Here is an 18,638-nt window from a genome sequence, read left to right on the forward strand (position 1 = left end):
TTAAAGATAGAACTAATCGGAAATCTCAAGCTCAAATTTCTTCATCCACTGCATTAAGTCTTCAGATAGCTGTTTTCGAGTTCGGCTAACTACATTGATGCAGACGTGCTTAGTAAGAGCTTTTGCTGCGCTTCTTCCTGCAACTTCGCCCGAAAATACTTGATAGACAATTTCAAATTCATCGCCCGCAACTTGTTTGGGGGTCAATTGAATCGTCAGCCCATCGCCCGCAAACATTGGGCGATAAAAATCTACACTAGCATGAATTATGGGAAAGGCAACATCGGGATTGCTGAAAAATGCTTTGAGATTGATTCCCGATGCTGCTAGAGATGCCTCGTAAGCTTCGTGGCACATTGCCAAAACGTTAGCAAAGTAAACGACTCCAGCAGCATCGGTATCTTGAAAGTGAACAGTGCGGGTGTAAGTGAAAGGCATTTGAGGTAGTAACGGGCGATCGCAACTTCTATCGCAATTTTACCAACCATCATATCGGTAAACCCGCACTTTGGGAGAAGTTGTCAGCTAAGTAAGTAGGCGCTAATTTTTATATATTGTAAAATTCGCCCTCCTAACTCCTTCTCCTTCTTTCTTAACCTTTGTTCTTAATCAACATCACGTCTATAATCTTGAGGGCAATATCTTCGGAAAGCCCCAACGCACTGTAAAGATCGTTCAAAAGTTGTTCTTCTTCTTCTGAAACCTCGCCATCGGCTAAAGCGATATCAGTTGTCACAGCAAAAACAGTTTCTTTAAGTTCGTCGGGAAGCGTTGCTAAAGCCGCATTAAACAGTACCTCAACTCCTTGCCGTTGCAGAATCATCAGCAGGCGATCGAGCATTTTTCTCATCACGTCATCGGGATAACTGCGGAACAGTTGCATCCGAGATAGTGTCATGCTAATCGCTTTACTTTCGCTGTCATTGATGTAACCGTCGGCTGCTACGGCAATTAGCGCGATCGCCGCAAATGCTTCGGCCGGCCCTAACCTTACGTCCGTTTCTTGACGAGTCTGCGATACTTTATCAAATAAACCCATGATATTTTCCTCATTATTTAGTAGTCGATTCATGGAGTCAGGATTTGCTCTGGCTCGGGAAGTTTCTTGGGAGATTTCGACAATTATATCAAATCTTGTTAGTTAGTTGTTATCAATAAAGTTATGAAAAACTTAAGATTTTTATTTCGCCCTTGTGTGCTGTAAGGGCGGGTTAATTCCTATCCTGAATTGCCTTCCCATATATCGGCTAAAACCCGCCCTATATCGCAGACTATCTATTTGTCCAAAAGGGCTAAATCTGCTTTCAGGAAATCAACAAACTGCCGCGCCGTCCTCCCCGATCGCCCGTTGCGACGAGTTGCCCATTCTTTAGCACGGTTATCCAAATCCTCAGTAGCGAGTTTGATGCCAGCAAGTTCTGCCAGATGTCGGACAATTGTTAAATAAGTGTTTTGATCTGCAGGTTCAAAAGTTAAAGTTAAGCCAAATCGATCGCTAAAGGAAAGTTTTTCCTGCACCGTATCCCAAGCGTGAACTTCGTCTCCATCGCGGGGGCGAGGCCGGTCGTCAAAAAACTCTCGAATTAAATGCCTGCGGTTAGATGTTGCGTAAACTACCACATTTTGAGAGCGAGCAGTGACATTTCCTTCCAAAACAACTTTCAGAGCTTTAAAAGCATCATCATCTTCTTCAAAGGAGAGGTCGTCTACAAAAATAATAAACTTTTGAGGAACTCCTCGCAACTGCTCGACAATTAGCGGTAAATCTTGCAAATCTGATTTAGATACTTCAATCAAGCGCAGATTGCGAGAGCCAAATTCATTTAACAGCGACTTCACCAAAGAAGACTTGCCCGAACCGCGGCTCCCGTACAGCAAGACGTGCAAAGCCGGATAACCTGCCAACAAAAACTCCGTATTTTTCACCAGAGCATCCCGCTGCCAATCGCAGCAAACCAACTCTTTTAAAGTTATGCGATCGGGATGCGAAATACTCGCAAACTGCCCTCGCCGCCACGCAAAAGCGCGATATTCAGCAAACAAACCCGTACCAAACTGTCGGTAATAAACTGCCAAAGATTCCGCCGCGCTCGACCATTTTTCTAGTTTCCCGTGCAGCGGCAAATCTCCCTGTTCTGCTACAGTTTCTGAATGCCAAATCGGAGGCACTGCGTCAAGTTGACCCGCTACCCGCACCCACTTGCTCAACTGTTCGCTGCTGCATTCGTAAATATTTTGCAGCACTTGTAAATCATGTCTGGCGGCCTCCACCAAAGCGGGGGGCAAACTTGCAAAATCTGTTTGCTGTGCTCGTCGTGAAAAGGGGTTTTCGTCTTTGAGAATTTCGGAAATCAGAGAATCTTTCCAGCTTAGATTTTTAGCAGCCTGAACTTTGAACCAGTTCCCGTAAGCTACCTGACATTCCAAACCGCTGACTTCGCTGTGGTGGAGGGCTTGCAGCAAATCCAGAAAAGCTTGACCTGCGGGGCTTTTGAGAACTGACTGATACAGCAGCAGGGATGCTGCTTGGCGCTGGAGGTAACGGATTTGGGCGATCGCACCAGAAGTTAGGGCTGACATAATGGCAATTGTATAACAGTTAGATATCCTGACTGGGTTTAATAAATTTTCTAACAATTCGTGACACTAATTGCAGGCCGCGCTGTATAAATTTAGATGCAAAGAGTCAATGCAGGAGGATTAAAAATGAATTTAGGTACAGCAGCGGCGATCGGCTACGGCATTTTAACACTGGTTGGCGGCATCATGGGTTATATCAAGGCCAAAAGCCAAGCCTCGCTCATTTCCGGCCTGATTAGCGGTTCGCTGCTAATTTTTGCTGGCACCGCACAACTCATGGGACAAAGTTGGGGTTTAACATTAGCAGCAGCCATCTCCGCTGTTTTAGTAATAGTCTTTATTGTGCGCCTGGTTAAAACTCAAAAATTCATGCCGGCAGGAATGCTAATTTTAGCTAGCTTAGCGTCTTTGGGCGCGATCGTTTACGAACTCAGCGGTCAATATCAATAGTTCTTCGATTTTAAATGTTAGATGTTAGATGTTAGATTTTAGATTGACTCTCCAGCCTTGAGTGGGGGTTGAACTAAAGTCTAATTTTTTTATTTCCATGACTTATACCAATTCTGAAAAGTCAGTAGGGACACGGCAATGCCGTGTCCGGTGCGGGGATATGTGGCTTTTAATAATTGATAGAATTATAAGATTCGGCGGTTGAAATCGCTCAAGAGTCAAACTTTCGTCTGCGAAGCGACTGCTCAACTGAGCGATCGCCGAAGTCGGAACCTCCTAGGCAGACTAAAGAATAAAAAAAGTATTAAAGCTCAACCTGGATTTGGTATCAGCCTGTATTACCAATTACCAACTACCAATGACTAACGACTAGAACTCTTGCAAAAATACAAAGCACCCCACCCCAACCCTCCCCTAATTTAAGGGGAGGGGGCAAGATTATTCTTGTTTCCCTTCTTAATCAGGGGAAGGGGGGACTTGCGGGGGGTGAATTTGACTTTTGCAAGAACTCTACTGATGACTGATGACGAATCACTAATCACTGATGACTAATAACTGCATCAATATACTGCTGGACTTCCCTGAGTTGGTGCCGCTGGCATTCGATCCAATCTTTTTCCGCCGCTCGCTGTTGGGCTGTCTCTTGCTGATAACGCGCCTGCTTCTCTAAAAGATTATTGTAGAACTTTATCGCTTTTTCTACTGTTTCAATAGCCAGTTTTATACGCTCTTCAAAAATCTCTAAGATCAACTTATCCATGATCGATCCAAGCACTTTACAAGACTCTTCAAAATCTACCAAACTGATTTCCATCTTGCTTTTATGAACCAAAGTATCTACAGTATCTTTCAGTATTTCTCTAAAACTCTTCATATAAGAACCCGGCAAGTATTTCAGTGGCTCCGTAAACTTCGATAGAATCTCCCCGCCTATTGATTGGAGACGATCTCTAAATTTCAACTGACTTTTTAGGTCGAAGCATTGAATACAAACTTCAATTTTTTCTATATCAATAGATTGTAATTCTTTAAAAATTAAACTTAGTTCATGCTCCATAATTAAACTCACTCGCTCGATCTGGGAATCAACCTCATTCCGCAACTCTTTATGCAAATTATCTTTTTCAAAAAAACCAATAGTATCTCTTTGAAATACTTGAGGGCTTTTATCCCACAAAAACCACTGATTTTTTAACTTGGTCGCCTTGTCGCTCCAAGATTTGCGAACTTTAGCAACAGCATCATATTTGCCTTGTTTTCCTAAACTGCGAATTCTCACATCGCATCCGCTTAGTTCGCCCATTTGCTCCCAGACATCAACAGCAGATGCTCCAGCAATTCTCGGCTTACTATTCCAGACATCCTCAGCCTGAGATACATCTTTGAAACATACCTGAAGTAAGCTCTTGAGTCTGAGGGCAGATTGCTTAATTTCCTCAATACAAGGTTCCACATCTAAGCTGAGTTGGGTAGCTGACTGTTTAATCTCCACGGATTGATATTCGTTTGCCAACAATCGATCGCTAAACTGGGTAATAGCCTGGAATACCTTGAGATACTCATTCATTTCCTTTCATCCCTCGTTTCCCTAAACAGCATACAATACAGAACATCTGCCTTTTTGAATGCACACTGAGTCACAACATGGATTATCTATTTACCCCTGCAACTCAGGCTCGACTCAATAGTGGCAACCTCGTACAGCCTGCTGTCAAAACAGGAAAATTGCTCCCTGCTGCTAGAGATCCGGTGACAGGGGAGTTTGTGGAGATCGCAAAAATTTTTTATCAATCAACAAGTGGAACTCTATCCGATCGCGGAGTTATAGGATTGCTCGCACAGTTAGCCGGAGGTGGCCCCATACAGCCGCTGGTAGCTCCCGTGTACGTGACACTGGCGCCGTTGCAGGTGGCTCACACTCACCAGGGGTTTCAAAAAATATACAGAATGCTTAACTGTCTGAAAATTAATTTGGCAGTTATGCAAGCGACTGCTGCTGTCATGGGTATTGGCACTGTATCGAACACAGTTTTGTCCGCAGTAAACCTCAACCAAGTATTAAAAATCCGAGAAGAGGCAAAGCACCAGAAGCTAAAAATTAAAGACGGGTTTATCGATCTCAGGCACATACTCAAAGATAGGGGAGTAGAGGTGATCCAGCAGATTTTCAAGGTGGCTCACGACTCTAGTTTTGAAATGCACCGCCAGAAACTGGTTAACGGTTACGAGATTTTTTCTAAAGCTATTAAACGCTGTCAGTCAGCCCTAACAGTGCCAGATATTAAACTTCGGAATTACGAAATTAATAGCGGGCGGGATATGCTGTTTGAGGCTTTAAAAATTTATGATAATCATAGTTTGTTGGAGGGGCTGTCTTCTGCCGGACAGCTCAGGCAAATGGAATGTGTGTGGGCGATAGAGCAGGCGATCGGCGTTACGTTTCACTTGCAGCGCGCCTACGATATGGTGAGCGATCGCCTGCTGGAACTCCAATCAAAAATTCGTCAAAATCTTCTAACTGTTGTTAAAGGATGTCAATCCGAACCAGAACTAGATTTTTTATTTCCTGAAGTTACTAGGATTCTCGGTCATGATTTAAGTGTAATAGAATTTTGGCAAAATGAGGTTGATTGGATGCAAACTTTGTCTGCAAAAGAGCAGCACCAGTTAGCTAGTTTAGATAAACTTACCGGCGATAGTTTAAAAAGCAGCGTGTACACTACATTCGCGGTATTAGCTGCGGAAGCTTCCCTTTATGAAACTTTAAAGCAAAAGTCTCACTTTCTCTCTTTGCGCGACCAGCTAACCTTCGCTGTGTCGCCGGAAATCCGCCGGGGATACGAAGTTTATATCAGCCAGCAGGCGATCGCTACTGGCTATCCAGCTTTAGCTGCCTCAAATTGGCAAGAAATATCCGATTTAACTGTGGCTAACCTCTACTACTTTTTTCAAATCCGAGAGGGCTCAACTGAAAATTATCCCATTGAGGACGAATTAGAAACGCCTTATTGGTACTTTCCCCCAAGCTTAAAAAACGAGCTGAATTATACCAATTAAATGACCCATGGCTAATTATACCAGTTCCTGAAAAGGATGCAACTGGAGGGAAGTCCCCAACCATTATGCAGTAAGTCATTCCATCTAAAATCTCAAATCTAAAATCGTATCACCTCAGCCACAACTTAATAGTATTGTCTTTAGAACCGCTAGCAATAGTTTTGCCATCGGGACTAAAAGTCACCACATAAACCTCATCGGAATGTCCTGTCAAAGTATTCAGCAACTCTCCGGTAGCAAAATCCCAAATTTTAATAGTTTTATCCTTGCTCCCGCTCGCAATAAACTTCCCGTCCGGGCTGATAGCAACCGAGACTATATCGTCAGAATGTCCCTTAATAGAGCGAATTAAATCTCCTGTTTCGATATTCCATATCTTTATAGTTTCATCGTAGGAACCGCTAACAATTGTCTTGCCGTCCGGGCTAACCGCAACCGACCTCACCGCGTCGCCGTGTCCCTCAATAGTTTTGAGTAACGCCCCTGTTGCGACATCCACAACTGTAATTTTTTTATCCTTAGAAGCGCTAACCAAACTTTTTCCATCGGGAGTGAAAGCAACAGAATAAACAAAATCTGTATGGTCTGGAAAATTCTGAATCAAACTGCCAGTTGCTGCATCCGAAATCTTCGTGGTTTTGTCTCCGCTGCCGCTAGCTACAAGCTGTCCGTCGGGGCTCAGAGCGACAGACCAAACAGAAGCAGTGTGGTCGAGACTGCGAATCACTTGCCCTGTTTTTAAATCCCACAGCATGACTCGCCAAAAACCTGTTCCAGTCGCGAGTCTCGTACCGTTTGAATCGAAAGCAACCGACCAAATAGTGGAGGAATCTCCTGGAAAAGTGCGGATCGACTTGCCTGTAGCTAAATCCCAAATTTGGATGGTTTTGTCTTTAGAACCGCTGGCTAACATTAAGCCGTCTGGACTGAAAGCAACAGACCCAACGGCATCGGAATGCTGAGCGAAATTTTTGACTTTGGCGTTCTTCCACCGCAGACCTGCTTGGCACTGTTCCTGTAAGTTTTTAGCAGACGCATAGCTGGTGGAAGTGCTGGCAATTGTCGGTATTTGGCTGATACACTCTTCATAATTGCTGGCTTTATAAAGACTTTCAATTTGATTGAGCTGTTGGGATTCTTGCTGGACTCGCTGCTGCCATTCTTGCCACTTGAGATATCCGTAAATTCCGCCGATCGCAGCTAAGATAGCCGCAATTGTTGCCCCGGCAAGATAAGGATTGAATTTGCGAGTTTCTTTGGGGACAAGTGCTGCTGGGCTGGCGATCCTCTCAGTTGGCGTAGCCCCCGTAGGGGCGGGCTGCGCTAACGAGAAATCGGTTTTTCCGTTCAGATTTACCTGGGAGGATACCGCCGGACTTGCCTGCAATTCGAGTTGAGGGGCGCTGCTGGCTGGTGGCCCACTGGGGTTGCGGTGTCCCTCCAAAACTGTGGAGATCGCCTTGTACAATTTAGCGAATAAAGATTTAGGAACGACTAATTCTTCGATTTTCGCGGCATCTTCGTCGGTAAGCCCTAAAACTTGCTGCAAGCGTTTTAATTCGTCGCGAGTTTCCTGAGAAAAGGGATATTCTTGCTGCATTGCTTCTTGCAGTGATTGTTCGTAGCGTTCGCCTTTTTGCCTGTATTTGCGGTAAGGGTTCAATACCTCATCTTCAATCGCCTCTGCTTCTTCTGGCAGTAATTCCAAACTGACGCGCAGTTCATCTAATATTCTACGACCGACGACTGTAATGTCACCCCGGCTGCTGCTGCGCCGATCGACTTCTTCGCGATATATTGTTAGCTTGGGAATCCGCGCCCGCGAGCGATCGCCAATTTTCCTCAAATCTGCTAAAGCTTCCGCCGCCGACTGGTATCTCTCCCGAAAATCGTAGCGCACCATATTGTCCAAAACATCTGCCAGCGCTTGGGAGCAGGTGGCTAAATGCCGCCAAACAATTTCACCTTTATTGGAATTTTTCAAATCCCGCAGTTTCGGCAAATCGTAAGCCGGCAAACCCGTCATTGCTTGGATGCCAATCATTCCCAAAGCGTAGATATCGCTGTTGAGTTGCGGGTTGTATTGAAATTGTTCGATCGGCATATATTCCAGAGTGCCAATCCGCACAGTTACCGGCGCTTGTCTTTGAGCGATGTGAATTTCTTTCACCGAGCCAAAGTCGATTAAAACTAACTTGTTATCTGAATAGCGGCGGATTAAATTTGCAGGTTTAATATCTCGGTGAATTACTCCCTGTCCGTGTACAAACACTAAAATTTCTAACAGTTCCTTCAGCAAAGCAATCATTTTTTCTTCGCTTAGAGGTTTGCCCGGTACAATCTCAGTTGATAGCGAGTGACCGGCAACAAAAGATTCAACTAAGAAAAATTCTTCATTTTCTTCAAAATAAGCGAATAGCTGAGGAATTTGGTCGTGTTGACCGAGCTTTTCTAGAACTTCTGCTTCTTTTTGAAAAAGACGGCGCGTAGTATTAATTAATTTCGGTTCGGTGGTACCGGGACGCAGGTGCTTGACAAAGCACTGCGGTTCTCCCGGGCGGCGAATATCTTTGGCAAGATATGTTTGTCCAAATTCTCCTGTTTCTATGACTTCAATGATTTGATAGCGTCCATCTAAAAGTTGGCTCACCATGATAATAACGCAGCCTTTTTTTGGTTGATTTTCGCAAGAAACAGTTGCACTGTTGAGTCAGTTGTATAGCCTTTTTCCGGTAAATTAGGTGTTCCTGGGCATTGACCAAACAGGGCATTGGGCATTAGCCTAACAAGGCATTGGGTATTGGGAATAGTTGTTTCTTTCGTTCTTGTTTCTTTTGTTCTTCTTTCTTTCCTTCTTCCGACTTCCATCGGACTTCTTCCCTCTGACTTCTTTCCTTCTGACTTCTGACTTCTGACTTCTAACTGAGATATTGCACGATTCTCAATTACTTGTTTAGGAACAGGCAAGATGCCTGTTCCACAATAAAACTCATTCTTTGTGGAACGGGCATCTTGCCCGTTCTTGACAATTGTGCAATATCTCAGTTCTGACATACTTTATCTTTTCAACATCTGCAAAGCTTGATATCCCAAAAAGAAAAAACCCAAAGCGCCGAGTACCGCTATCGTGTTCGCAAACACATCGACTGTAAAAAATTCGCCCATTGCAATCTCCTCTGACAACTGATATCTATCCTCGGCTTTTCGGTCGCTGTCTGGGTGAGGGGTCTTACCCCTCGATGCGGGCGAGCCGAAAGATGCTCACAAATTATAGCAAAAGAGGCGGTCAAAATAACTTTTTGGGCGATCGACTAGCTTTTTGTTTTAATATTTTTTAATATTTAGAGAGACAAATCGTGTACCGAAAACTTGAAGTCTGTTCGCTTTGATATTGTTAACCCTGCTAATTTTTTCTCTCATTGTAAGTAGAGCTTACACTAAGAATTTGCGCCGATCTGTCAAAAATGCGCCTCGAACCGACAGAAGTTCCGCCAGGCCCTCACCGGAACCGGCCGTGCAGTTCCCTAAAGTTTCGGTAATCGTACCAGCATACAACGAGGCAGAGAATATTCGGGATTGCGCGATCGCCGTGAGGGAGAGTACACCGCTGTCTGTGGACAACTTAGAAGTTTTAATTGTAGACGATCGATCGACAGACGACACCAAGGCGATCCGGCAAACCCTGCAACAGCATCTCAACGACCCCCAGCTTAAAATATTAGCAGGTCAGCCGCGACCAAGCAACCAATATTGGGCGGGTCAAAACTAGGCCTGCGCCCAAGCTATTCAAATAACAACCGGAGACTTCTTATTATTTATCGATGCCGACGTGCGACTCAAACCAGGGGCGATCGAAACCGCTATTGCAACAGCATAAACCGAGAAAATAGACTTATTCACCTGTATGCCAGCGCTGGGAAAGTGAGTGTTTTGCCGAGTGGTTAGTGCAGCCGATAATATTCAATCACCTAGCAGTTTGCTACAACTTCACCGCCGTCAACGATCCGACAACTGACAGTGCTTTTGCGGGCGGGCAGTTCATGTTATTTAGGCGATCGGGCTACGAAAAAATTGGCGGTCACGAAGCAGTTGCCGGCGAAATTGTGGAAGATGTGGAACTAGCTAGACGCATCAAACGTGCGGGTTTAAAGCTGGGACTTTATTCCGGCTCAAATTTGGCATCCGTGCGGATGTATCGGTCTTGGAAGGCATTGTGGGAAGGCTGGACAAAGAATTTGTATCTCGGTGCTAACCGCAGTTGGGGGTTGATGGTTTACATGGCTGCAATTATGTTCTTTATTTATCCTATGCCGTGGATAGGATTATTCATTATTCTGAAACAACTAATTGCCGTCTTCCCTCTTTCTTCTTCCGTCTTCTCTCTTCCTTCTTCCTTCTTCCTTCTTCCTTCTTAGTAATAATCGTAATTTGGCAGCATTACAATTTGCGCCGCTTGGGTGCCGAGATTTCTGAATGTCCGACGAAATACTGGTGGTTGGGAGGTTTCGGAGGTGCGTTAGTGGCGGCGATGGCGATCGGTTCTGCGATTAAAACTGAAACTGGTTGGGGATGGACTTGGCGCGGTAGAACTTTGCAAATTAAGAGTTAATTAAGACTTAGATATGGGCAGGCAAGATGCCCACCCTACCAAAAATTAACTCCTTGTGGAACAGGCATCTTGCCTGTTCTTAAAAATTATCTAAAATGTGAGTTATAGAAGACAGAAGGCAGAGCTAATCATCACATCCGTTACATCCGTTACAGAATCCGTTACCGAACTTCCGCGTATACAAAAGCAGGTACGCGCTTGTAAGCAGGCGTGCCCGATCGCTTTTCAATCTCCGGGTGAAAAATCACATTCACTTCAGGATAAAACATCAAAGCAGCACCCTCACGAACCGCCCCATAAATCACCTCGACATTTTCCATTTTCCCCACATTTCCCTGCACCGTAACCCGCTGATGTTCTTGAAAACCCGTGCTTTCTGCATCCGCACGATTCATCAAAATGCAGTTGCGGTGCGGCATTCCCCGGTACTTGTCATCAATTTTGTAAACCACAGTATTGTGCTGAGAATAGCTGCGTCCCGTCATCAATGCCACAACAATACCCTGTGTTGATTCCGATCCTCCAAACTCTTTCGCTTCCGGTAATTTCAGCTTAGGTAAAGGCGCGACAAACATCTTCGCTTTCCCAGACTCTGTAGGAAATTTAGGTTCTGTAAAAATGCGACCGCCGATCGTGAATTCCTCTTTTGTTTCATCAATTGTTGCCATCTTTTCATAACCAGGAATGGTTTTAGCAATCAATTGCCGAACGTATTTTGTATCTTGAAGTCTGCGCCAATCAACAGGAAAATCGCCGTGAATTCTGCTGGCTAATTCCGTCAAAAAATACACTTCAGGAATCAAATCTGAATCCTTGAGATGAGTTTCGCCCTCATCATTGAAACGCACAAAGTTATTCCCCGATTCCACCGTTGTTTTGTGGGGATTTTCAAATCGATTCAGTACAGGAATCACAATTGTATTGTGGTTTGCCAATCCGTGAAAATGCCCTATATTCGGTTTGGTTGCGAGGTAAATAACAGTTTCAACATTGCTTAAAGCGCGTTTTACCTGCGTTGAATCTGGATTCGCCCCATACAAATTACCGCCCAGACAAATCAGCGTATCGACTTTGCCTGCATCTGCTGCTTCAATGAGCGATCGAGTTTCGTAACCCTTAACAGAACTGAGGGGACGATCTAACAGTTTTTCTAAAGCTTGTTGAATTTCTTTTTTCAGCTTGACAGTGACGCCCATAGAGCCGAACCCTTGGACGTTTGAGTGTCCTCTGACTGGCATTAATCCCGCCCCTTCTTTGCCGACATTTCCCGTCATCAATGCCGTATTGGCGATGCTGAAAACGTTATCTACACCGTTATCGTGTTGGGTAATTCCCATCGCCCAACCGAATACAACCCGCTGAGACGTGCCGATAATTTTGGCGGCCGCCTCTATTTCGGCGCGGGAAACTCCGCAGATTTTAGTAATAGTTTCCCAAGACGTTTCGCGGGCGTGCTGGACTACTGCTTCCCAGCCTTCTGTATAGGCTTGCAAGTATTTTTCGTCCAGCAATCCTTGTTCGATTATAGACTTTTGAATGCCGACAAATAGCGCCGTATCGCTGCCCGGAATTGGTTGCAAGTATAAGGAGGAAATATCGGAACCGGGGATGAGCGACTTGACGGGAAATGCTGGAGAACCAAACTTGACTAACCCGATTTCCATCACCGGATTGATTACAATGATTTTACCGCCTTTGTCGCGAATTTTAATTAATTCGTTCATGAAGCGGGGATGGTTGTAGGCAGAATTCGCACCCGCGAGCACGACGCAATCTGCTTGCTTCAAGTTTTCTAGACTCACTACCGAGGTGCGTGTGGCAAACATTTCGCTTAAGCCAGTTGTCGAGGGAGCGTGGCAGAGATCTGAACAATCTGCTAAGTTATTGGAACCCATCGCCCGCATCATCAATTGCAACAGAAAAGCCGCTTCGTTGGAAGAGCGACCGGAACTGTAAGATGCCACTCGTTCTGGGGTTTTGCGAAAAGCTGCTTCGGCAATTTGATAAACTTCTTCCCAAGAAATGCGATCGTAATGAGATGAACCAGCCCGCAAAATCATCGGAAAACTCAGCCTTCCCAACCTGTCGGCTTCCATTGAAGTTAATTGCTGAAGTTGTGCAATACTCTTCTTTTCAAAAAATTCAGTAGAGATAGCGGGCTTGATTTCAGCGGAGATTGCTTCGACGCTTTTCATGCAGCGCTGAAGTTTTTCGCCCTCTTCATTTGTAAAACCTCCTTTCTGCCCGCCAGTGCCCCAAGAACATGACAAACAAGCACTTTTGTGCAGCAAAGTTTTCCAAAGTTTCGGGCCTTCCGGGGACAATGTATGTTCTGCCCAATATTCTATTACGGGCAAACCGCCACCTATCTCTGGTGTTTCCTCGTTTGTCTCGTTGAATGGCGGGATTGGTTGGATATTTTGGGAGTTGACATCCATGCGGTTTACCTTTTGTTGGAATTGCGGATTAATGCGGCGGGCGAACCGCCAAAGGAGTTAAGTTTATTACGGAAATTTTAGCGCAAAGTTAAAGCCAAAAACACCAGTCAACAGATAGATACTTTAATCTAAATTAAACTCTAGGTTAGCAGTCATGAAGAGAATTCCTTCTTCATCGGCAGAGAGAGAAATGAATTCCTCACTACAAACAAGGTTTACTTCCTCTTATTTAACGCCTGCTTCCCAAACCCCAGACACAGCAGCCGATCGCCCTCAGCAACATTCGGGTCATTCTGCAAATAATCTCCCAACCACTCGCAACTGCGAGCAATGATATTATTTAGTTCCAAATTCTCTACAGGCAACAGAATTACAGTCCTATCCCTACTAGCAAAAGCCAGAGTTTTGCTGTCCGAACTAAAAGTAACGCTCAACACCCGATCGCTCGATTCTAACGTCTTAGATAGCAGCGCCTTCTTGCCGTCAAAATCCCACAGCTTAACAGTATTTCCCCCACTCGCCGCCGCAATCAATTTGCCGTCTGGACTAAAACTCACGCTTTCTACAGTATCGCTGTGGTCGAGTTTTTCAGTTAAATTAACTGCCTTGCCGTCAAACCCCCACAAGTAAACTTTTTTGTCAGCGCAAGCAGCAGCAATAGTCTTACCGTCGGGACTGAAACTAACATTTTTAACGCTGTCCTGGTGGTCGAGAGTTTGCATGATTTTCGCAGATGAACCGTTAAATTGCCACAGGTAAACTCTCTTTTCTCCGGTAATTTCAAAAGCCTTTTTCTTCCCGCTTGCCTTGTCCTCAGCAGCGGTAGCAGTAGCAATAGTTTTGCCGTCGGGACTGAAGCTAACGCTAATTACTGGATTGGTGTGATCGAGTTTTGCAAACAAAGTTGCTTTAGAACCGTTCCAGCGCCAGAGGTACAATTTGCGATCGGCATTGGCGGCGGCAATTATCTTTCCGTCTGGACTAAAACTCACGCTTCTAACAATACCGCTGTGGCTGAGAGTATCTAACAGTTTGCCGTTTAAACTCCAGACTTTCACTGTTTTGTCATCGCTGGCCGAAGCCACAGTTTTATCATCAGGCGAAATGCTCACCCAGGTAACAGAATCCTTGTGACCTTCTAAGATTTTGAATAAACTGCCGTCATCCCGCCAAAGTCTCACGGTTTTGTCCCCGCTAGCAGAAGCAATTATTTTGCTATCAGCGCTAAAACTGACTTTGTAAACCCAGTCTCCGTGTCCCGATAAAATCTTATTCAGCGGAGTGCTGTCCGGTTTCCAAATTTTCACTATTTTGTCTTTACTTGCGGAAGCAATAGTGCCGTCCCCGCTGAAAGTTACGGCCCTTACGTCGTCTTGATGTCCTCGAAAAGTATTGAGCAAAGTGCCGCTGCGACTCCAAACTTTCACCGTATCGTCTGCACTGCCGGTGACAATTTTTTTGCCGTCGCGACTGAAACTCGCGCTGACAACTTCATCGTTATGTCCTTTGAGAGTTCTGATTTCCTCACCGTTTCGGTTCCAAATTTTAGCTGTGGTGTCGGCACTTGCTGAGACGAGTTCTCGGCTGTTTGGACTGAACTTAACGCTGTAAACAATGTCAGAATGTTTGGTTAATGTTTTGGGGTTAATTGTAAATTTCTGGGTTTTAGTTTCTCGGTTCCAAAGTTTGACAGTTTTGTCTACACTTGCTGAGGCAATTGTTTGGCCGTCGGGGCTGAAACTGACGCCCAGCACCCAGTCTTTGTGTCCGGTTAAGGTTTGCAGCAATTTTTTGTTCGCCAGGTTCCAGATTTTGACGGTGTTGTCGTGACTGGCAGAAGCTAGGGTTTTGCCGTCAGGACTGAAACTGACGCTGGTGACGATATCGCGGTGGCCGGATAAAATACCACTAGCACTTTTGTCGTTATCTACTTGCCAAATTCTAATTGTGCGATCGGCACAACCAGTAGCGATCGTTTTCCCATCGGGACTAAAACTAACACTCGTCACGCTATCTGGGTGATTGAAAGTTTTTAATAACTTACCTTCTTTGGTCCACAATTTAACAGTTTTGTCAGCACTTGCCGAAGCTACTGAATTGCCGTCGGGGCTGACACTCACATCCAAAACAAATTTGCTGTGCTGCTCGAAACGGTTGCGTTCTTGCACCCCGGAAACTGTTTGTCTAAGTCTTTCAGCAATTTGATTTTTAGTGTCCACAGGCAGCGCTGTACTTTTCTGAGAATCACGGCCGATTTTGATACTATTTCCCAACACTCCTAATTGATTTTTTTCATTAGAAAGCACTAAAGCTTCCGACGCCGAATTTAGGGCATCAGTCCGACTTTTTTCGGCTTCTTGCCGCGCGCTTTCTGCTAGTTTCGCTTGCTCGAATGCCATCGCCGAAACACCTCCGAGTACAAGCACTCCTAGAACCGCCACCCGCAATTGCCATCTCCGAGTTTGGTAAAGTTGAGCTTCCGCTCGGTACTGTTTGTCTCTAGCTTCCGACAGCAAAGCATCTTGCTCTCTGTCTTTGCGAATTTGTTCAATTTCATCTCGGTTAATTTGATTTTGCTTTCGCAGTTCCTCAAATTCTGCCTTTTGATCTAATTCTTGCTGCTGGCGAATGAAGCTAACTAAATAATCGTGAACGAGCTGATAAAGCTCAGCAGGCAGTTCCGTCCATCGGAAAACTAAACCAGAGCTTACTAACAGCTCTAAGACTAAATCTAATTTATCAGCTTCGGCAAAAGTCGCCAAATTGGAGGCTAATTCTGCGCGGGTTTTTAGTGGACGTATCTCCTCTTCATCTGTTAGAAAATACAAAACTCGGCGCGCTGCCACTTCATTTTCCGGACCGCAATCTTTGATAACCTCTTCAAGAAACCTTTCGACTAATTTTTGTTGCGGATTGTTGCCTAGTTCCTGATATTGAGTTAAAGTTCTAATGTCCTCTTGTTGCAGTTGAGCGCCGACAAGTTGTAGTTCGATCGGGCGGACTTCTCCCAATTCTCCAGCTAGATCTTTGACTAACTCTTCGATCAGATCCGGTTCTAAGTAAAACTGCGCTCGTTCAGTTAAAGTGCGAATTACCGATCGCGCATCGACCAGGGAAAAATTTCCCAAATAAAACAGAATGTTTTTGCTGAGAATGTCCTCCAAAATATCATTGTTAACGAATCCTGTCTGGTTTTTGGGTCGGGAAAATTCCAGCAAATAGTGCAGGTAATCTTCACGCAAACACAGGACGACTTTTAAATATTTTATTTTCAAGCATTCCCGCAAAAAATCAAAAAATATTTGTCTTTCCGCTGGCTCTTTCCACACGAAAAAAAATTCTTCAAATTGGTCAAATATCAGAACAGTCACTAAATGCTCGGAATTTATTTGCAGCTCGTTGAGAATATTTTCGTATTCGCTCGCCTGTTGTTGTATGATTAATTCTACTGGCTGTGACTGCTCTCTTTGATCCTCATTATTCCCAGTCGAACCACCCTGAAATCCCGAAATAAGATTTCCCTTGACTGCACCTGCTTCTACGGTCAAATCTACCGGAGCAGTTTCGGGTACTGCTTGGGAAATTTCCGGATCGAATATTTCAGCTTTCCCAGCAGATAGCTGTCTGGTCAATTCCCGCGGCCAGTTGTTGTAAACTTGCAACACTACGGGCAAAACAGTCCGCATTTCTATTTTTTTTTGTTTGAGAGCTGGTACTAATCCTCCCGTGACTATTGAACTTTTGCCAACTCCAGACTGACCGTAAATTACTGTCAGTTTGTCGGGGGTATTGTTCATCCTATATATCAAGCGGTTGAGGTCTTGCTCTCTGCCGGAAGCTGTAATTTCGTCAGCAATAGTAGCAGCGCCGGCAATAGTTTCGGCGACGGAATTAACCGCTTCTCTGTGCGGCTGCAATTTTCCGGCTCCAATAAAAGCTCGGAACCGATACGTGTGTTCCACCGCTCGATAATCTTGCTTAATTTGAAATGCTTCGAGATATTCTCCCCGCTGAAAATATAGAGATCGCAGCATTTCTAAAACCCGCAAATACAGTTGCGGGTTGTAGCACGCTTCGGTTTCGGAGCGAGCAAGCTCTAAATGCGCGATCGCCTCCTCCATCTCACCCAACTGACTCTGTGCCTCTGCTAAAATTAACAGATACAAGGCTAGATGCTGCGACTTTACAGGCGTTCCCTGTCCCGTCGCTTCTAAATTTGAGTTGAGAACGTCTAGAGCGATTAAAGCCCATTCTTTCGCCCCTTTCCAGTTCTTTTGCTCTAAGGCTACTCTAGCCAAAAAGCCGTAATCTTGAGCCAAATTAACTGCTGAATTTTCCATATTTTCATGTAACCTCCGAGCTTTGATAGCTAAATTCCAGAGTGCATCCCAATCTTCTAAATGCTGCAATACTTCGCCAAGTTGATTGATGAATATACCAACGGCATCTGGCCGTCCCGCCCGTTCTAAAACATCAATACATTCCTGAAAATAATTCTTCGCCTCCGTCCAGTAAGGACGGTTGCCGCTGCGGTGTTGTTCTGCTTGGAAGCGGTAACAAAGACCGATGTGGAATAGCAGAATTCCCTCTAACACCGGTGCTGGGTGAACGGTAAATAACAAATCGCTAAATTGTGTTTTCGACCCAATAAACGCTACTTGATGCTTCCAAAAACTGAGACTTTTTTGATACAATTCAATAGCCGCAGGGATGCGGTGACAAGCATATTCGTGCCTACCGCGAATAAATTGCAAACTCGCTTCAATAGCTGGTTCTAACCTAATGTTGCAATTTTGCAAGTCTTGGCTAGCCGACTCGAGTTCACTCAAAGAATTGGCTCCGAGAATGGCAGAATTAGTTAAACGCCAATTGCCACTTTCTAAAATGTTGGAAAAAATGCGATCTGCACTTTTTCCCAGGAAATCCGCCAAGTCGTCGGGACCAATCACAAATTCAACACTTGTCGTCCAAGTTTCGATATCTGTTACTAACCGAATCAGTTTTTTTAAGATTTTGTCTGTCACCCACAGCACCACCGGGAAGGGAAAATTGTTCCGAAATTCTTCCCTCACGTAGTTGGTAGATGTCAGCAGTCGATCGATCGCACTTACCGATTCCAATCCAAACACCATTAAAGCAGACGGGTAGCTGCAGGAAACTTTGGTTTCTATCGTCGTGTAAAGAGTTTTAACAGATGGCGGGAGGACAATTTCTCGAATCTCGATCCCCGACTCCTCCCGCAATTGCCTTACAATTTCCTCTCTCATCGCACTGTAATTGCATCGCACCAAAATCAGCGAAAATTGCCCCTGAGACATTCTCAGAGTCCGGGTGAGAGTTTGCAGCGAACTTGTGTTTTGCTGTGCTGCGGTGTCTTGCTGGCAGTGCGAATTAAGCATAATTAATATTTGAAAGATTTTCTCAGGATAGGTGCTGTCAACTGTCGAAAAAAGGAAGTTCGGTAACGGATGTAACTGATGGAAGTTCGGCAACGGATTATTTAA

Annotated in this window: 12 protein-coding genes and 1 pseudogene; 5 read left to right on the top strand and 8 right to left on the bottom strand. The window is 44.8% G+C overall.

All coding sequences use genetic code 11. From position 1 onward, the window contains the following. Positions 1 to 12 precede the first annotated feature (12 nt). The 3 genes from QUA27_RS14785 to QUA27_RS14795 form a co-directional block, all read right to left on the bottom strand. Entirely contained in the window at positions 13 to 438 is a 426-nt protein-coding gene (locus QUA27_RS14785) for an acyl-CoA thioesterase (RefSeq protein ID WP_333068782.1), read from the bottom strand. 154 nt (positions 439 to 592) lie between these two features. Beyond that, on the bottom strand, positions 593 to 1,039 hold the full coding sequence (locus QUA27_RS14790; protein ID WP_172188498.1) for a tellurite resistance TerB family protein: 447 nt from the start codon (positions 1,037 to 1,039) through the stop codon (positions 593 to 595). Positions 1,040 to 1,275: 236 nt separating this feature from the next. Then, entirely contained in the window at positions 1,276 to 2,580 is a 1,305-nt protein-coding gene (locus QUA27_RS14795; protein ID WP_333068783.1) for an ATP-binding protein, read from the bottom strand. A gap of 126 nt (positions 2,581 to 2,706) precedes the next feature. Here QUA27_RS14795 and QUA27_RS14800 point away from each other — a divergent pair, with 126 nt between their 5' ends. Further along, positions 2,707 to 3,030: a TMEM14 family protein gene (locus QUA27_RS14800; protein ID WP_333068784.1), complete on the top strand. Its 324-nt coding sequence runs from the start codon at positions 2,707 to 2,709 to the stop codon at positions 3,028 to 3,030. A 538-nt stretch (positions 3,031 to 3,568) separates the two neighbouring features. Here the strand turns inward: QUA27_RS14800 and QUA27_RS14805 are convergent. Further along, entirely contained in the window at positions 3,569 to 4,597 is a 1,029-nt protein-coding gene (locus QUA27_RS14805; RefSeq protein WP_333068785.1) for a hypothetical protein, read from the bottom strand. A gap of 77 nt (positions 4,598 to 4,674) precedes the next feature. Between QUA27_RS14805 and QUA27_RS14810 the strand changes: the two genes are divergently transcribed. Continuing rightward, complete coding sequence (locus QUA27_RS14810) at positions 4,675 to 6,087, top strand: hypothetical protein (RefSeq protein WP_333068786.1); 1,413 nt, start codon at positions 4,675 to 4,677, stop codon at positions 6,085 to 6,087. Positions 6,088 to 6,196: 109 nt separating this feature from the next. On the opposite strand, the gene QUA27_RS14815 is transcribed toward QUA27_RS14810, so the two are convergent. Together QUA27_RS14815 and QUA27_RS14820 are read right to left on the bottom strand one after the other, a co-directional pair. Further along, positions 6,197 to 8,740 (bottom strand): protein kinase domain-containing protein, encoded by a 2,544-nt coding sequence (locus tag QUA27_RS14815; RefSeq protein WP_333068788.1) that lies wholly within the window; start codon positions 8,738 to 8,740, stop codon positions 6,197 to 6,199. Next, positions 8,734 to 9,141: a hypothetical protein gene (locus QUA27_RS14820; RefSeq protein ID WP_333068789.1), complete on the bottom strand. Its 408-nt coding sequence runs from the start codon at positions 9,139 to 9,141 to the stop codon at positions 8,734 to 8,736. Before QUA27_RS14820 ends, QUA27_RS14815 begins: the two co-directional genes overlap by 7 nt. Positions 9,142 to 9,676: 535 nt before the next feature. On the opposite strand from QUA27_RS14820, the pseudogene QUA27_RS14825 reads away from it, so the two are divergent. From QUA27_RS14825 to QUA27_RS14835, 3 genes and pseudogenes are all read left to right on the top strand, one after another. Then, positions 9,677 to 9,964, top strand: a pseudogene (locus QUA27_RS14825) (glycosyltransferase family 2 protein). Between the two features lie 67 nt (positions 9,965 to 10,031). Beyond that, positions 10,032 to 10,502 carry a glycosyltransferase family 2 protein gene (locus tag QUA27_RS14830; protein ID WP_333068790.1) on the top strand — a complete coding sequence of 157 codons (471 nt, stop codon included), beginning with the start codon at positions 10,032 to 10,034 and terminating at the stop codon, positions 10,500 to 10,502. 29 nt (positions 10,503 to 10,531) lie between these two features. Beyond that, positions 10,532 to 10,696: a hypothetical protein gene (locus QUA27_RS14835; protein ID WP_333068791.1), complete on the top strand. Its 165-nt coding sequence runs from the start codon at positions 10,532 to 10,534 to the stop codon at positions 10,694 to 10,696. Positions 10,697 to 10,857: 161 nt separating this feature from the next. Here QUA27_RS14835 and QUA27_RS14840 read toward each other — a convergent pair whose 3' ends face one another. Together QUA27_RS14840 and QUA27_RS14845 are read right to left on the bottom strand one after the other, a co-directional pair. Next, positions 10,858 to 13,134 (bottom strand): FdhF/YdeP family oxidoreductase, encoded by a 2,277-nt coding sequence (locus tag QUA27_RS14840; RefSeq protein WP_333068792.1) that lies wholly within the window; start codon positions 13,132 to 13,134, stop codon positions 10,858 to 10,860. A gap of 215 nt (positions 13,135 to 13,349) precedes the next feature. Beyond that, complete coding sequence (locus QUA27_RS14845) at positions 13,350 to 18,533, bottom strand: nSTAND1 domain-containing NTPase (protein ID WP_333068793.1); 5,184 nt, start codon at positions 18,531 to 18,533, stop codon at positions 13,350 to 13,352. Between the last annotated feature and the right edge of the window lie 105 nt (positions 18,534 to 18,638).

It is taken from the genome of Microcoleus harperi Pol14_C6 (assembly GCF_036701295.1).
Lineage (GTDB): Bacteria > Cyanobacteriota > Cyanobacteriia > Cyanobacteriales > Microcoleaceae > Microcoleus.

Coding starts and splice junctions, on each gene's coding strand:
- QUA27_RS14785 (WP_333068782.1), bottom strand. CDS start 438: ATGCCTTTCACTTACACCCGCACTGTTCACTTTCAAGATACCGATGCT.
- QUA27_RS14795 (WP_333068783.1), bottom strand. CDS start 2,580: ATGTCAGCCCTAACTTCTGGTGCGATCGCCCAAATCCGTTACCTCCAG.
- QUA27_RS14790 (WP_172188498.1), bottom strand. CDS start 1,039: ATGGGTTTATTTGATAAAGTATCGCAGACTCGTCAAGAAACGGACGTA.
- QUA27_RS14845 (WP_333068793.1), bottom strand. CDS start 18,533: ATGCTTAATTCGCACTGCCAGCAAGACACCGCAGCACAGCAAAACACA.
- QUA27_RS14815 (WP_333068788.1), bottom strand. CDS start 8,740: ATGGTGAGCCAACTTTTAGATGGACGCTATCAAATCATTGAAGTCATA.
- QUA27_RS14800 (WP_333068784.1), top strand. CDS start 2,707: ATGAATTTAGGTACAGCAGCGGCGATCGGCTACGGCATTTTAACACTG.
- QUA27_RS14840 (WP_333068792.1), bottom strand. CDS start 13,134: ATGGATGTCAACTCCCAAAATATCCAACCAATCCCGCCATTCAACGAG.
- QUA27_RS14805 (WP_333068785.1), bottom strand. CDS start 4,597: ATGAATGAGTATCTCAAGGTATTCCAGGCTATTACCCAGTTTAGCGAT.
- QUA27_RS14810 (WP_333068786.1), top strand. CDS start 4,675: ATGGATTATCTATTTACCCCTGCAACTCAGGCTCGACTCAATAGTGGC.
- QUA27_RS14820 (WP_333068789.1), bottom strand. CDS start 9,141: ATGTCAGAACTGAGATATTGCACAATTGTCAAGAACGGGCAAGATGCC.